The organism is Streptomyces sp. a15, assembly GCF_059026085.1.
Genome location: NZ_JBWLKM010000097.1, coordinates 1 through 13,893, shown reverse-complemented (window position 1 = coordinate 13,893; position 13,893 = coordinate 1). Strand labels below are relative to the sequence as shown.

General features: G+C 70.3%; 13 protein-coding genes. 7 read left to right on the top strand and 6 right to left on the bottom strand.

The features are described from left to right. Positions 1-47: 47 nt before the first annotated feature. The 3 genes from AC5P09_RS44980 to AC5P09_RS44970 form a co-directional block, all read right to left on the bottom strand. Positions 48-671, bottom strand: coding sequence for a GNAT family N-acetyltransferase (locus AC5P09_RS44980; protein WP_493879472.1), 624 nt, complete (start codon positions 669-671; stop codon positions 48-50). A 295-nt stretch (positions 672-966) separates the two neighbouring features. Then, positions 967-1,362: a Zn-ribbon domain-containing OB-fold protein gene (locus AC5P09_RS44975; protein ID WP_493879471.1), complete on the bottom strand. Its 396-nt coding sequence runs from the start codon at positions 1,360-1,362 to the stop codon at positions 967-969. After that, entirely contained in the window at positions 1,359-1,808 is a 450-nt protein-coding gene (locus AC5P09_RS44970) for a DoxX family membrane protein (protein ID WP_266437873.1), read from the bottom strand. The genes AC5P09_RS44975 and AC5P09_RS44970 overlap by 4 nt, the downstream gene beginning before the upstream one ends. A 436-nt stretch (positions 1,809-2,244) precedes the next feature. On the opposite strand from AC5P09_RS44970, the gene AC5P09_RS44965 reads away from it, so the two are divergent. From AC5P09_RS44965 to AC5P09_RS44945, 5 genes are all read left to right on the top strand, one after another. Continuing rightward, positions 2,245-3,498, top strand: coding sequence for a flavin-containing monooxygenase (locus AC5P09_RS44965; protein ID WP_493879470.1), 1,254 nt, complete (start codon positions 2,245-2,247; stop codon positions 3,496-3,498). 227 nt (positions 3,499-3,725) lie between these two features. Continuing rightward, positions 3,726-5,213 (top strand): flavin monoamine oxidase family protein, encoded by a 1,488-nt coding sequence (locus AC5P09_RS44960; protein ID WP_493879469.1) that lies wholly within the window; start codon positions 3,726-3,728, stop codon positions 5,211-5,213. Between the two features lie 106 nt (positions 5,214-5,319). Next, positions 5,320-7,545 carry an acetate--CoA ligase family protein gene (locus AC5P09_RS44955; protein WP_493879468.1) on the top strand — a complete coding sequence of 742 codons (2,226 nt, stop codon included), beginning with the start codon at positions 5,320-5,322 and terminating at the stop codon, positions 7,543-7,545. Positions 7,546-7,552: 7 nt separating this feature from the next. After that, positions 7,553-8,392: an enoyl-CoA hydratase/isomerase family protein gene (locus tag AC5P09_RS44950; RefSeq protein WP_493879467.1), complete on the top strand. Its 840-nt coding sequence runs from the start codon at positions 7,553-7,555 to the stop codon at positions 8,390-8,392. Between the two features lie 47 nt (positions 8,393-8,439). Further along, positions 8,440-9,036, top strand: a complete 597-nt coding sequence (locus AC5P09_RS44945) for a flavin reductase family protein (protein ID WP_493879488.1) — start codon at positions 8,440-8,442, stop codon at positions 9,034-9,036. Between the two features lie 85 nt (positions 9,037-9,121). On the opposite strand, the gene AC5P09_RS44940 is transcribed toward AC5P09_RS44945, so the two are convergent. Genes AC5P09_RS44940 through AC5P09_RS44930 form a run of 3 tightly spaced genes read right to left on the bottom strand, consistent with a single transcriptional unit; the run spans position 9,122 to position 12,035 of the window. After that, positions 9,122-9,796: a response regulator gene (locus tag AC5P09_RS44940; RefSeq protein WP_493879466.1), complete on the bottom strand. Its 675-nt coding sequence runs from the start codon at positions 9,794-9,796 to the stop codon at positions 9,122-9,124. Further along, on the bottom strand, positions 9,772-10,893 hold the full coding sequence (locus AC5P09_RS44935) for a hypothetical protein (protein ID WP_493879465.1): 1,122 nt from the start codon (positions 10,891-10,893) through the stop codon (positions 9,772-9,774). Before AC5P09_RS44935 ends, AC5P09_RS44940 begins: the two co-directional genes overlap by 25 nt. Next, a complete protein-coding gene (locus tag AC5P09_RS44930) occupies positions 10,890-12,035 on the bottom strand; it encodes a sensor histidine kinase (RefSeq protein ID WP_493879464.1) in 1,146 nt (381 codons plus the stop codon). The genes AC5P09_RS44935 and AC5P09_RS44930 overlap by 4 nt, the downstream gene beginning before the upstream one ends. 350 nt (positions 12,036-12,385) lie before the next feature. Between AC5P09_RS44930 and AC5P09_RS44925 the strand changes: the two genes are divergently transcribed. Next, on the top strand, positions 12,386-12,835 hold the full coding sequence (locus tag AC5P09_RS44925) for a peptidoglycan-binding domain-containing protein (RefSeq protein WP_493879463.1): 450 nt from the start codon (positions 12,386-12,388) through the stop codon (positions 12,833-12,835). 281 nt (positions 12,836-13,116) lie between these two features. After that, entirely contained in the window at positions 13,117-13,683 is a 567-nt protein-coding gene (locus AC5P09_RS44920) for a peptidoglycan-binding domain-containing protein (protein ID WP_493879462.1), read from the top strand. Positions 13,684-13,893 lie beyond the last annotated feature (210 nt).

Sequence of the window (13,893 nt, the reverse complement as noted above, 5' to 3'; positions counted from 1 at the left end):
GCCGTCCGACGGCCAACTCCCGTGATTTTCCCGCAAGCTGACCCCGGCTATACCTCCGGCTCCAGGTCCGTCGCCAGGCGTGCGTGCAGGTGTACGTCCCGGAAGGCATCCTTTCGGCCCGCCTCGAACATCGCGCCCCGCAGTGTCCCCTCGTACCGGAACCCGCACTGCTCGGCGACCCGGCAGGAGGCGTCGTGGCCGAGGGCGTGGCCGAGTTCGATGCGGTGGAGGCCGAGGTTCGTGAAGGCCCAGCGGGTGGTGAGGGCGAGGGCACGGGTGGCGACGTGGCGGCCGCGTGCCTCGGGGAGGATCCAGTAGCCGACGCGGGCGAGGCGCAGGTCCTGCTCGATCGCGTTGATGCCGATGTGACCCAGCGGCGTACCGGTGCCGGCGTCCGTCACGCAGTACGACACCGAGGTCCCCTCCACCGCCTGCACCGCCCTGGAGCGCAGCGACTCGCGGGCGCCTTCGAGGTCGGTGACCGGCCTGAGCGGTGTGTTCCAGCGCCGGAACTCCGGGTCGGTCGTACCACGCAGCCAGGCCGCGACATCGGCTTCGGACCGGGGGTCCCAGGGGCGCAGACGTATGCCGGGGGCGAGCAGATCGGGGAAGGGGTGGGTGCGGGTGGGGGCGGGGGTGGGGCTGCCGTGCTGGGCGTCGACGTGGGGCATCCGGCCATTGAAGCGGGTCGGCCTCGCCCGCTGAAGCCGGTTTCCCCTTTCCTGACCTCGCGGCCGGAGCCCGCGAAGCCGGGTTCGCCGCCCTCACCGCCGGCCGGAACCCGCAAATCCGCCCCGCCCTACCCACCCCGCCGGAACCCACCAACCCCCCGCACCGCCCGGCCGGAGCCCGCGAAACCGCCGCCCGCCGCCGGACGGAACCCGCGAATCCTCCCCGCCCTGCCCACCCCGCCGGAACCCACCAACCCCCCGCACCGCCCGGCCAGAGCCCGCGAAGCCGCCCCCCTCACTCACCCACCCGAAACACCGGCACCCCCTCCCGAAAGGCGACCTCCAACCCCATCCCGGCCCGCAGCCGGTCAGGCAACGCGCAGTCCACGATCTCCGTCATCATCCGCGGTCCCTCGGCGAGGTCGACGACCGCGGCGACGTACGGCGTGCGGCCGGCGAAGGGTGGCAGGTCGTTGCGGTGGACGACGGACCAGGTGTAGAGCGTGGCCCGGCCGCTCGCCCGTTCCCAGCTCACGTCCTCGCTCCAGCAGTGCGGGCAGAACTCGCGCGGGTAGTGGTGGGCCCGCCCGCACGCCCCGCAGCGCCGGATCAGCAACTGCCCCTGCGCCGCCGCGTCCCAGTAGGTCCGGGTGAAGGCGTCCGCCTCGGGGAGGTCGAAACGCGCGCTCACGGGAACAACCCCAGCGCGCTGTCCACCGACCACGTCTGCCACGACATCCCGAACAGGGCCACCACCGAGATCAGCGCCATCATCGAGTTCTGCCCCTGCTCGGCCCAGTCGTGGATCATCAGCACGAGGTAGAGCAGGTTGAGCAGCAGTCCGCCGACCAGGGCGACCGGGGTCAGGAACCCGAGGATCAGCCCGAGGCCGAGGGCGAGTTCCGCGTACACGACGACGTACGCCATGGTCCTCGGGTACGGCGTGACGACGACGTCGAAGCCGCTGCGCACCGCGTTCCAGCGGTGCTTGGCCGCCACGTCCGCGGCCCAGGCGATGCCGGCGCCCTCGAACCAGGTCTTCTTGTCCTTGTGCCGCCAGCTCTCGAGCCACCACAGCCCGAGCCCTATGCGCAGCACGGCCAGCCACTGCGCACCAGTGAGCCAGATCGAGTCCATGGATCTGACGGTACGTCAGATACCGGCCTCCGGAAACCCCTCGTTGCCTGAGAGGGGCCTGTGCACTCCCCCTCAGCCTGTGCATCCTCGAGTGGAACGGCTGCGGGTGCGTGGGGGCTGGTCGCGCAGTTCCCCGCGCCCCACCGCGCGCCGCACAGCACGAGCCCCCCTCCTCCCCCTCCTCCCCTCGAACCCCCCGAACGCGGTGCCGGTTTCCCGTCATGTCTCCGGCCACCGCCCGCGACGCCGAGCCCACCGCACGATCCCGGGCTCGGCGTCGCGCCACCGCCACCGCCACCAGCCACCCCGAGTCCCGCACAACCAGGCGCCCTACGTCACAGGCCCCACCCACCCCTCCTACAGCCGTGATCAATCCGCAACCAATTCCGGTCTTGACCGAGACCCATCAACCCGGTGCGTGATTACGCTCGCGCACATGGCCGACTCCACAGCGTCCTCACCCGCCTCCGCGACCCCGGCGGAGCCGAAGCACGCAGAACCCGCAGAACCCGCAGAACCCGCAGAACCCGCAGACCGCCCCGTGTACGTCATCGGCGGCGGCCCGGGCGGGCTCGCGGCCGCGTACGCACTGCGCGCCCAGGGACTGCGCGCCGTCGTGCTGGAGAGGTCCGACGGCGTCGGGGCGTCCTGGCGGCGCCACTACGACCGGCTGCACCTGCACACCACGCGGCGGCTTTCGAGCCTGCCCGGTCTTGCGATGCCGCGCCGGTTCGGGCGCTGGGTCTCCCGGGACAACGTGGTGCGGTACCTGGAGAAGTACGCCGAGTACCACGAGCTGGAGATCGTCACCGGCGTCGAGGTCTCCCGGATCGAGCGCTCCCCCGACGGCACCGGCTGGCTGCTGCACGCCACCGGCGGCCGGGAGCTGACCGGCGCCGCGGTGGTCGTCGCCACCGGCTACAACCACACGCCCCACGTGCCCGACTGGCCGGGACGCGACACCTACAAGGGCGAGCTCCTGCACGCCGGCGACTACCGCAACCCCGAGCCCTTCGCCGGCCGTGACGTCCTCGTCGTCGGCATCGGCAACACCGGCGCCGAGATCGCCGTCGACCTGGTGGAGGGCGGCGCCTCGCGGGTACGCCTCTCCGTCCGCACCGCCCCGCACATCCTGCGCCGCTCGACCGCCGGCTGGGCCGCCCAGTACACGGGCGTGCTCGTACGGCGTCTGCCGGTGTCCCTGGTCGACCGGCTCGCGGGACCGGTCGGCAAGCTCAGCGTGCCCGACCTCTCCGCGCACGGTCTGCCGCGCCCCGACTCCGGCCTCTACTCCCGTGTCCATGAGGGCTCGATCCCGGTGCAGGACGTCGGCCTGATCGACGCCGTCCGCAAGGGCACGGTCGAGGTCGTGGCCGCGGTCGAGGGCTTCGAGGACGGCAAGGTCGTCCTCGCCGACGGCACCCGCGTCGAGCCGGACGCGATGATCGCGGCCACCGGTTACGCCCGCGCCCTGGAGGGCCTGGTCGGCCACCTCGACGTGCTGGACGCCCGCGGCAAGCCGGTCGTGCACGGCGCCCGCACCCCGGACAACGCCCCCGGCCTCTTCTTCACCGGCTTCACCAACCCCATCAGCGGCATGCTCCGCGAACTGGCCATCGACGCGCAGAAGATCGCGAAGGCCGCCGCCAAGGACGGGGCGGGACGGGTGTCCCGGCTCCCGGTGAACTAGAAGGTGACATAGCAGGTGACGCAGAAGGTGACGTAGAAGGTGACGTAGATGGTGGCGTAGAAGACGTCAACTCGCTTACGTACACCGCCAGTTGCGTATGGGTCAGATGTGCCGCGAGTACGCGCCGGGACAGCCGTTTCTCGCCACGCGTGTGCCGCACGTCACCAGAATGTGAGCCCTGCTCACTTTCCGGCTCCACCCGCCTCTCGCTACGACGGAGGATGCACGTGGCACGCGAAAGACAGCTCTCCCGCCGCACCCTGCTCGGCGGCGCCGCCGCGACCGCCGGTGCCGTCACCCTGACCACCACCGCCGCCGGTGCGGCGTCCGCGGCCGGCCCTGACGTGGACGTCGCCGTTGTCGGCGCCGGCCTCGCCGGACTCACCGCGGCCCGTGACCTGGTCGCGGCCGGAAGGACGGTGACCGTCCTGGAGGCCCGTGACCGCGTCGGCGGCCGGGTGGTGAACCTTCCGCTGGGCAACGGCGGCGTCACCGAGGGCGGCGGCGAGTTCATCGGCCCCACCCAGGACCGCATCAAGGCGCTCGCCGACTCCCTGGGCGTGGCGACCTTCCCGACCTACAACACCGGCAAGAACCTCCTCTACAAGGACGGCAAGAAGACGGCCTACGCCACCGACGGACTGCTCGGCGCCGTCCCGCCCGTGGACGTGGCCGGTCTCGCCAACGCGGCGATCGTGCAGGCCTCGCTGAACGACATGGCGAAGCAGATACCGGTCGACGCCCCCTGGACCGCCGCGAAGGCAGCGGAGTGGGACCGGCAGACCTTCGAGACCTGGCTGCGCGCCAACGCCGTCGTGCCGTCCGCCAAGTTCCTCCTCGACGTGGCCTGCACCTCGATCTTCTCGGCCGAACCCCGTGAGCTCTCCCTCCTGTTCGTCGTCTCCTATATCGCCACCGCCGGCAACGCGTCGAACCCCGGCACCCTGGAACGCCTCACCGAGACCGCGAACGGCGCCCAGGAACTGCGCTTCGTCGGCGGCTCCCAGCTGGTGCCGGCCAGACTCGCCGCCACACTGGGCGACCGGCTGGTGCTGAGCGCCCCGGTCCGCTCCATCGCACGGTCCGGCGGCCGGTACGTGGTGACCGCGGACGGTACGACGGTCACCGCCGACCGCGTCGTCGTCGCCGTACCCCCGCCCCTCGCCGCCCGCATCGCGTACGACCCCCTGCTGCCCGCCGGCCGCGACCAGCTCACCCAGCGCCTGCCGATGGCCTCGGTCGGCAAGGCGATCGCCGTCTACGACACCCCCTTCTGGCGTGCCGACGGCCTCAACGGCCAGGTCGTCAGCGACACCGGCGTGGTCAGCTCGACCTTCGACAACTCCCCGCCCGACGCCTCCTACGGTGCGCTGATGGGGTTCATCGAGGCCGATGAGATGCGGGCGCTGGACTCGGCGAGCGAGGCGGCGGTCAGGGCGGCCGTGCTGAAGGACTACGTGACGTACTTCGGCGAGAAAGCCGCCTCCCCTTCCTCCTTCGTCCTGCAACGCTGGAACAACGAGGCCTACACCCGTGGCGGCCCCGTCTCCATCGCCGCGCCCGGCGTCCTGACCCAGTACGGCCCGGCCCTGCGGGAGCCCGTCGGCGGCATCCACTGGGCAGGGACGGAGACCTCCACCTACTGGATGGGTTTCATGGACGGAGCCGTGCGGTCGGGCGAGCGGGTGGCGAGGGAGGTACTGGCCGCGCTGTAGGCATCGCGCCATCTTTGCGTGTCATGCCCGTTCCTGACATCCCGTCAGTTCTGTAATCTGACACTGCGTCAGTTATTTGTGCTGTCACACAGGAGCGGGCGGACCGATGCTTGGATCAACCCACGGCACCCTCACCACCGACTCCCGCGGGGCCCGGGTCATCGCCTGTGGCGAGCAACCCGGGCCCGCCGTCCACGGCCGGCCCGCCGAGGTCGACGATCTCGACGTCAGCGGACGGCCGCTGTACTGCGACGTCCCCGATCTGGACCGCTTCTTCCACCCCGAGTCCGTCGCCGTGATCGGCGCCTCGGACACGGAGGGGCGGCCCAACACCGGCGTCACCCGCCAACTCCTCGCCTGGTCCGAGCGCGTCGGCGCCCGACTGCACCCCGTGCACCCGACCCGCCCGGCCGTCTTCGGCATCCCCTGCTCCCCTTCCGTCGCCGCTCTGCCCGAGCAGATCGATCTCGCCGTCCTGCTGGTCGCCGACCCCCTTCCCGTGATCGAGGAACTCGCCGAGGCCAAGGTGAAGTTCGCGGTCGCCTTCGCCTCCGGGTTCGCGGAGACCGGCGAGGAGGGCGCGGCGGCCCAGGCCCGTCTCGCCGCGGCCGTGGCCCGGTCCGGGATACGACTCCTCGGCCCCAACACCAACCTCAACGCCTTCGAGCACTTCCGGGACGACCTCGACGGGCCCGCGATCGCGTTGATCACCCAGTCCGGCCACCAGGGCCGCCCCGTCTTCGCCCTCCAGGAGCTCGGCATCCGCCTCTCCCACTGGGCGCCCACCGGGAACGAGGCCGATCTGGAGACCGCCGACTTCCTGTCCTACTTCGCCGAGCGGCCCGAGGTCGGCGCCATCGCCTGCTACGTCGAGGGCTTGAAGGACGGCCGTTCCTTCCTGCTCGCCGCCGACCGGGCCGCCCGGCGCGGGGTGCCGGTCGTCGCGGTCAAGGTGGGCCGCACCGAGACCGGCGCCCGCACGGCCGCCTCACACACCGGCAAGCTGACCGGCGCCGACACGGTGGTGGACGCGGCGATGCGGCAGTACGGAGTGATCCGGGTGGACGGTCTCGACGAACTCCAGGACACCGCCGCCCTGTTGGCCCGCGCCCGGCCGCCCCGGGCCGACGGAGTCGTCGTCTATTCGATCTCGGGCGGCACGGGCGCGCACGTCGCCGATCTGGCCACCGAGGCCGGGCTGCGGCTGCCGGAGCTGTCGGACGCCAAGCAGGCCGAGCTGCACCAGTGGATACCCGAGTACCTGAACGTGGCCAACCCCGTCGACAACGGCGGGCACCCGGTCGGCGACGCGCGCGGCCGGAAGATCATCGACGCGCTGCTCGACGACCCTGAGGTCGGCGTCCTGATCTGCCCGATCACCGGGCCCTTCCCGCCACTGAGCGACAAGCTCGTCCAGGACCTGGTGGACGCCGCCGAGCGGACGGACAAGCTGGTGTGCGTGGTGTGGGGGTCGCCGGTCGGCACCGAGCCGGCGTACCGCGAGGTGCTGCTCGGCTCGTCCCGGGTGGCCACCTTCCGCACGGTCGCGAACTGCCTCACCGCCGTCCGCGCCCACCTCGACCACCACCGCTTCGTGACCGGCTACCGCTCCCCCTTCGACTCGGCGCCGCGCACCCCCTCGCCGTCCTTCCGCAAGGCGCGCGAGCTGATGCGCCCGGGGCAGCAGCTGAGCGAGCACGCGGCGAAGCAGCTGCTGCGGGCGTACGGCATCCGCGTACCGCGCGAGCAGTTGGTGACCAGCGCGGCGGCGGCCGTGCGCGCGGCCGGGCTGGTGGGCTACCCGGTGGTGATGAAGGCGTCCGGCGCGCGGATCGCCCACAAGACCGAGCTCGGCCTGGTGAAGATCGGCCTGACCTCGGCCAGCCAGGTCCGGGACGCCTACCGGGAGTTGACCGACATCGCCCGCTACGAGGACGTCTCCCTGGACGGCGTCCTCGTCTGCCAGATGGTCGAGCGGGGCGTCGAGATGGTCGTCGGCGTCACGCACGACCAGCTCTTCGGGCCGACGGTGACGGTCGGGCTCGGCGGCGTGCTCGTGGAGGTGCTGCGGGACGTGGCCGTACGCGTGCCGCCCTTCGGCGAGAGGCAGGCGCGGGACATGTGCGACGAGCTCCGGGGGCGGGCCCTCCTCGACGGGGTCCGGGGGCGCCCCCCGGCGGACCTGGACGCGCTCGTCGAAGTCGTCCTGCGTGTGCAGCGCATGGCGTTGGAACTCGGGGACCAGCTCGCGGAGCTCGACATCAACCCGCTGATGGTGCTGCCGCGCGGGCAGGGAGCGGTGGCGCTGGACGCGCTGGTGGTGTGCAGCTGAGATGAACATGCCTGATTCCCCCCGTACCTACGCGAATGCCCCTGAGACGGAAAAATCCGCTGAGTCATTGGTACAGCACGCCACTGACAATCAGGTCTGCCGCATCACCCTCAACCGCCCCGAAGCCCTCAACGCCATCACCCCTGACCAGCGCGAACGCATCATCCAGCTGCTGTCGGAGGCCTCCGCGGACCCGGCCGTACGGTCCGTGGTGATCACCGGAACCGGCCGTGGCTTCTGTGCCGGCGCGGATCTGCGCGGCGGCCCGCCGACGGAGGACCGCGTCGCCGGGGACGTGGCCCGCATGATCCGCCTCGGCGCCCAGCGCCTCGTCGCCGCCGTCCTCGACTGCGAGAAACCGGTGATCGCCGCCGTGAACGGCACGGCCGCCGGCCTCGGCGCGCATCTCGCGTTCGCCTGCGACCTCGTACTCGCCGCGGAGTCCGCCAGGTTCATCGAGGTGTTCGTACGGCGCGGGCTGGTCCCGGACGGCGGCGGCGCCTACCTCCTCCCCCGCCTCCTCGGCCCGCAGCGCGCGAAGGAGCTGATGTTCTTCGGCGACGCGCTGACCGCGCCGGAAGCGGAACGGCTCGGCCTGGTCAACCGGGTCGTGGCGGACGGGGAGTTGGACAAGACGGCCCGCGAGTGGGCCGAACGCCTGGCCGCCGGTCCCACTCGCGCCCTGGCCCTCACCAAGCAGCTGGTCAACGCCTCCCTGGACACCGACCGCACGACCGCCTTCGCCGCGGAGGCCGCCGCGCAGGAGATCAACATGACGACCCAGGACGCGCGGGAGGGAGTTCGGAGCTTCGTGGAACGACGGAACCCCGAGTACAAGGGCCGCTGACCCTTCTCTTCCTATCTGACGGACCGTCAGCTTCAATGGTGGACATGATGGGACACGCAGGAATGGCCGCCGCAGCCGTCCGCTACCTCAGGTCCGGGCCCCGCCCCGAACCCGTGGAACCGCTGCCGCGCCCGGACTTGCGCTGCGTCGGCGAGGACGAGCGGCCACCGGTCGGCCAGGCCGAGTTCCGGCGCGTCCTGGGGAACTTCGCGACCGGCGTGACCGTGGTCACCGCCCCCGCCGCCGACGGCGAATCCACTCCCGCCGGCTTCGCCTGCCAGTCCTTCTCCGCCCTCTCCCTCGACCCGCCGCTCGTCGCCTTCATGGTCGGCCGTACGTCCACGACGTGGCCGCGCATCGCCCGCGCCGGCGTCTTCTGCGTCAACGTCCTGGGCGCCCACCAGGGCGAGCTCTGCCGCGGCTTCGCGGTCAGCGGCGCGGACAAGTTCGCGGGCGTCGCCCACGACACGGCCCCCGCCTCCGGCTCCCCGCGCCTAGCGGGCGCGCTCGCGTGGATCGACTGCACGATCCACGCGGTGCACACGGGCGGCGATCACCTGATCGTCGTAGGCCGGGTGAACGCCTTGGGGACGACCGACAGCGACGAACCGCCGCTGCTGTTCCACAAGGGACGGTTCCTCTGATCGCCCGCTCCATGAACGGCGGACGTGGGTACGCCGGTACCCGGCGCTCCCCTCCAACACTGAGGAATTGGAAGGCACGGCATGCTCAACCCCCGCTGACCGCCGCCGACTCGTAGCCCGTGATGTCGTCGGGCGTCACCAAGCCGTCCTCGATCGCCCGGGCCAGCATGTCCGCCTTTGTCGGTGCGGTCCTGCCGACCTGCGCGTACTTGACTCTCGCTCGACGGATGTACACGTCCACAGTGTGAACAGACACACCCATGCGCCGGGCGACCGAAGCCTTCGACATGGACTGGAACCACCACAGCAGCGCGGTACGTTCCTGCGAGGACAGCTTGGGCCTGCTCGCGCCGCGATCACCTACAAGGACTCCCGCGGCCGTCGGCGTGACGTACGGCCTGTCGCCCGCCGCCGCCAACACCGTGTTCACCAGGTGCGCCCGTCCTTCGTTCTTCGCGACGAACTCGCATGCTCCGGCCTCCAGCGATTCGAGCACCACCCGCTGCTCGGTGAACTGCGAGAAGGCGATGACCCGTTGACCCGCCGCAGCCAGCGTGGCGATGTCGCCGATGACGAGTCTGCCGTGCAGATTCAGATCAAGAATGAGGACATCCGCGACGCCGGGCTCCACATCTACGGTTTCGCCGGTGTGTCCCACCGAGATTCGCGGCTCCTCGGACAGCCAGGTCTGGATGCCTTCGATGACGACAGGGTGGTCGTCGATGATGGCAACGGTCAGGGAGCCGGTCGTATGGGCCATCGGGTTTCCCACCACAACTGGTCCTCCTCCTGGTCATATACGGCGGATACGGTGAGCGGGCCCGGCACTTCCACAAGCGTCTCCGGCGGGGCGTCGGCCACCACGCTCACCACGACTTCCTCGGGCGTCGTCACCATGGTCACCCGCGCCCAGGTGATGGCGGTGGCCAGGACCAGCAGGGTCCCCTCCGCCAGTTCTCGGCGGACGGATGACGGCAGTTCGGGCAGGTCGCCGTAGCTCAGCAGGGTCACGCGTACGCCGCGCCGCTCGGCGACATCGGCACAGGCCCGCAGTTCGTGCAGGAGCGGGTGCGGGGTGTCGTCCGTCTCCACGAACAGCCTCCGCAGGCGCGCCGCCTCCGCGGCGGCACGCTGGCGTACGACGGTGTCCTCCGGGTCCAGTTGACGTTCCGCCAGACCGCGCAGCAACGGTTCCACTCTGATGCGCAGGTACTCGTAGCGGCGTCGGCGCTCGGCGTGCACGGTCTCGTCGGCGGTGGCACGGGCGAGGCGCTCCGCCTGTCCCGCAGCGATCTCGGTGGTTTCCCTCGCACCGTCGTTGAGCTGCCGTGCCAGGTAGGCGAAGGTGAACTGGACACCGGCGGTGGTGCAAACCGTGGCCAGCAGACGGGAGACGGTGACATGGTCGAGCGCGCCGTCGCCGGCCAGGAAGCCCACCGTGACAGCCGCGTTGGCGCCGAGCAGGGTGACCAGCTCCCACAGCGGACGCTGCATCAGAAGCAGCACGCCGAACCAGCCCACGGTGCTCCACGCCCAGCTCCCGTCGCCGATCGCCCCGCCCGGCGGGCACGCGGCGGTGGCGACGACGCCGGTGACCAGCGCCGCCCCCGCAAGCCACCGCGCGGAGTGCCCGCTGAGCGCGGAACGCAGCAGCAGGATGGAACCGACCGTCTGGATGACCGTGAGGGCCAGCCACGCACCCGCGACCGCGGCCCGCGGCTCGTACAGCGGCCAGCCCTTGAGCACATGCAGGGTGTCCGGACCCAGGTGCCAGACGCCGACGATCGCCACCGCCCCGATATTGGCAGCCTTGGCAAAGCGGGTGGCGACCACGCCCTCGGCGACGCCGACGGTCATGGTTCCCACCTCAGCACGACCCGGGTGCCGGCGCCGGGGGACGATGCCGCCCGGGCGCTGCCGCCCACGGCACTCATCCGGCCGCAGACCGATTCCCGCAGGCCGCGCCGGTGGGAGGGAACGGCCGCAGGGTCGAACCCGCGTCCGCTGTCGCAGACTTCGACGGCGACGCCCTCCCCGACGCGTCTGGCCGTGACCCGGGCAGCGCGGGTGTTCGCGTGCCGGGCCACGTTGGTCAGGGCCTCGGCGATCCCTTGCGAGAGGGCTTCCACTACCTCGTGGGGCAGGTCCAGCGGCGGCACGTCGAACTCGATGTCCAGTGCTGGGAGGCCGACGCGGTGCGTCAGTACGACGGTGCGCAGCGCGACATCCAGCGGTGCGAGGTCGTCCGCCACAGCGCGTGCCACACCAGGGTGCGCCCGCAGGTCTTTGATGACGGCCAGGTCGGCCGCGGCCCGTTCCGGCAGCGCGGCGGAGTCACGGGTGATGCTGCCGGTGCCCACCATGGTGAGCGTGGCGAGCACGGTGTCGTGCAACAGCCGCTGCTGGTCCAGTTCGTCGGAGCGGGCGGCGGACCGGGCCCGCGTCGACGCTCGCGCCGACGCCTCTTCGGACAGCGCGAGGTCCGCCCTACGCGCTCCATGTCGCAGCAGGACCATGACAGCGGCGGCGAGCAGCCCCTGGAGCACCAGGATGACGGCGGCCTCTCGTACGCCGGCGCCCACCGCGTGAGCCGCCGCGATGGCGATCGTCGCGGCCATCGCCAGGGGCTGCCGCAGCATGAGCTGTGCGACGAAGACGCCGATGCCGGAGACCATGTCGATCCACCCGGAGCCCGCACTCGCTCCCAGGACCTCGGCCGGGACAAGGTTGCCCTGTGCCAGGCAGAGCACGAGAACGACGGCGATATCACCGGCGCAAAGCCAGGGACGAGGTTCCGGTCTGAGCGTCAGAACGGTGAACAGGCCGCTCCACAGAAGCAGTCCGACGACCGCGACGGCCACCCAGACCGAGCGGGCGGGCGGTGCGAAGCCGACCACGGCGACCACGGCTGCTCCGACGGCGCTGACTGCTCTCAGGACAGCGGTCAGGCGTGCGGACCTGCGCCGAAGCTGGAGTTGGGCGGGCCCCTGCGTCAGCACACCGTCTCCACTAAAGGAATTCCCGCCTCCGCCAACAGAAGTGAGGTAATCGACCGCATTCCTCACAGTGTTTCCCCCGCACGCCGATGAGACCCGCTTCCCAACTTAGGTGAACGCGAGCACGACTGACAGGGGGTGTGTGCGACATCTCGCCGCTACTGTCACGCGGCCAATGAACCTGATCCGGGCAAAATACGCACATGAGCACAGGAGCGGCGGCGCTGTCACGTGTTCGCGTGACATGCCTTTCTCCAGTCCGCCGCGTAATCTTCGGCACTGGGCCACCCGAGGGGGAATCTCGGGGCTCGGGCAATCCGCCCGAAAATTGGAAATTGGAAGGTGGAGCAGAATTGATCAAAATCCGAAGCGGGCGCGCGAAGTCGGCTGCGGCCGCGGGGACCCTTCTGGCCGGCCTCCTCGGCGGCGCTCTCGTCAGCGCGCCGTCCGCGACCGCGGCTGACTACCAGCCTTGCAGCTACGGGCAGACTATTTACAACAAGGTCACAAACCCCACCTCTTACAAGTACATTCCCTACGCCGCCAACGTTACGCCCGATTGCTGGCTGGACCGAGGGATGAGCAACACGGCAGTCCGCGCCCTTCAGAAGAACCTGAATTCCTGCTACGGATACAAGCTGGAAACGGACGGGGTCTTCGGGGCCCTCACCGAGTCGGCGCTCATCTCCGTTCAGAGGAAGGTGGGCGTCAAGGCAGACGGCGATTACGGCCCCAATACGCGGACGGCGATGGCGTGGGCGAACTACAGCATGGAAACCGGGGCGCGGATCAGCTGTAACTGACGACCGCACTCGCCTCCAGTACCTGCCCAAGGGAACAGATCTTTCTCGGTACACTCAGAAAGAACTCGACGAGATCGCGTCGCGGCTTGACGGACGCCCCAGGAAAACCCTCGGATACCGAACTCCGGCAGAGAAGCCCGACGAAACGCCAAGCGCCGCTTGATGCTCTCACCGCTTGAACTCGCCACGCCCTTGATCTCTACTGTCGAGGCCGTAGGACCAACTCGGCTTCATCCGTCCGAGCATGCCCTTTGGCCTGCTCTTTTGTGATTGGGAGACCCATGCCCTCCTCCAGCAAGATCCGCAGCGCCGTACGCAAGGCCGCGACTCCCCTGACCGCCGCACTCCTCGCCCTTGGCATCAGCACCTCCATAGCTACTCCCGCCTCGGCCTCCAACTCCTACAACGGCAACGCCTTCATGAAGGGCGCTGGAGACTTCAGGGACGACTGGACCGACGAGGGCATCGTCGCCGAGTTCGGGGGCTACAACCGGAATTCCAATGTCACGTGCCTGTGGCAGAAGATCGTCTTCTGGGCGGATTCTTCCTCCGGCGGCCACAGGGATCAGATCGACGGCTACTTCGGCCACAACACCACGCTTGCCACATATTCGTGGCAGAGCCAGTATGTGGGCCCCGCTGCCGCCGATGGCGTGGTGGGGAAGGACACCTGGGCCGCCGCGGGCACCCGGCTCAGGGACACGGACGGCGACGGGACGGTCGACAAGTACGACGGCCGGTACAGGGACATCGCGATCTCCCGCATAAACGGGTACTACCACTTCGCCGACGCCGCCGGAAACGACCGAATGGCCAGCTACAACGACCGAACCTGCACCATCGTCTAGTGACGCCTGAAACCGAACCGAAGGGCTCGCATCGAGCATTCGCCCCCGGTGCGAGCCCCGACCCTACTGAGACTGAGTAGGGTCGGGGACTGCGCCGCGGTGGCTGACGCTGTTTCCAGTCCCCGCCACTTCAAGTGAAGTAGGCTGCCGACGAGGTGCCTGTGGTTCGGGTCCTTTTCCGACAGCCCCTTCCCGAACGGTACGGGCCAG

Bases quoted from the DNA above. Each gene is read 5' to 3' on its own strand.
- AC5P09_RS44980 (WP_493879472.1), bottom strand. From the start codon at position 671: ATGCCCCACGTCGACGCCCAGCACGGCAGCCCCACCCCCGCCCCCACC.
- AC5P09_RS44970 (WP_266437873.1), bottom strand. From the start codon at position 1,808: ATGGACTCGATCTGGCTCACTGGTGCGCAGTGGCTGGCCGTGCTGCGC.
- AC5P09_RS44965 (WP_493879470.1), top strand. From the start codon at position 2,245: ATGGCCGACTCCACAGCGTCCTCACCCGCCTCCGCGACCCCGGCGGAG.
- AC5P09_RS44955 (WP_493879468.1), top strand. From the start codon at position 5,320: ATGCTTGGATCAACCCACGGCACCCTCACCACCGACTCCCGCGGGGCC.
- AC5P09_RS44950 (WP_493879467.1), top strand. From the start codon at position 7,553: ATGCCTGATTCCCCCCGTACCTACGCGAATGCCCCTGAGACGGAAAAA.
- AC5P09_RS44945 (WP_493879488.1), top strand. From the start codon at position 8,440: ATGGGACACGCAGGAATGGCCGCCGCAGCCGTCCGCTACCTCAGGTCC.
- AC5P09_RS44940 (WP_493879466.1), bottom strand. From the start codon at position 9,796: ATGGCCCATACGACCGGCTCCCTGACCGTTGCCATCATCGACGACCAC.
- AC5P09_RS44935 (WP_493879465.1), bottom strand. From the start codon at position 10,893: ATGACCGTCGGCGTCGCCGAGGGCGTGGTCGCCACCCGCTTTGCCAAG.
- AC5P09_RS44920 (WP_493879462.1), top strand. From the start codon at position 13,117: ATGCCCTCCTCCAGCAAGATCCGCAGCGCCGTACGCAAGGCCGCGACT.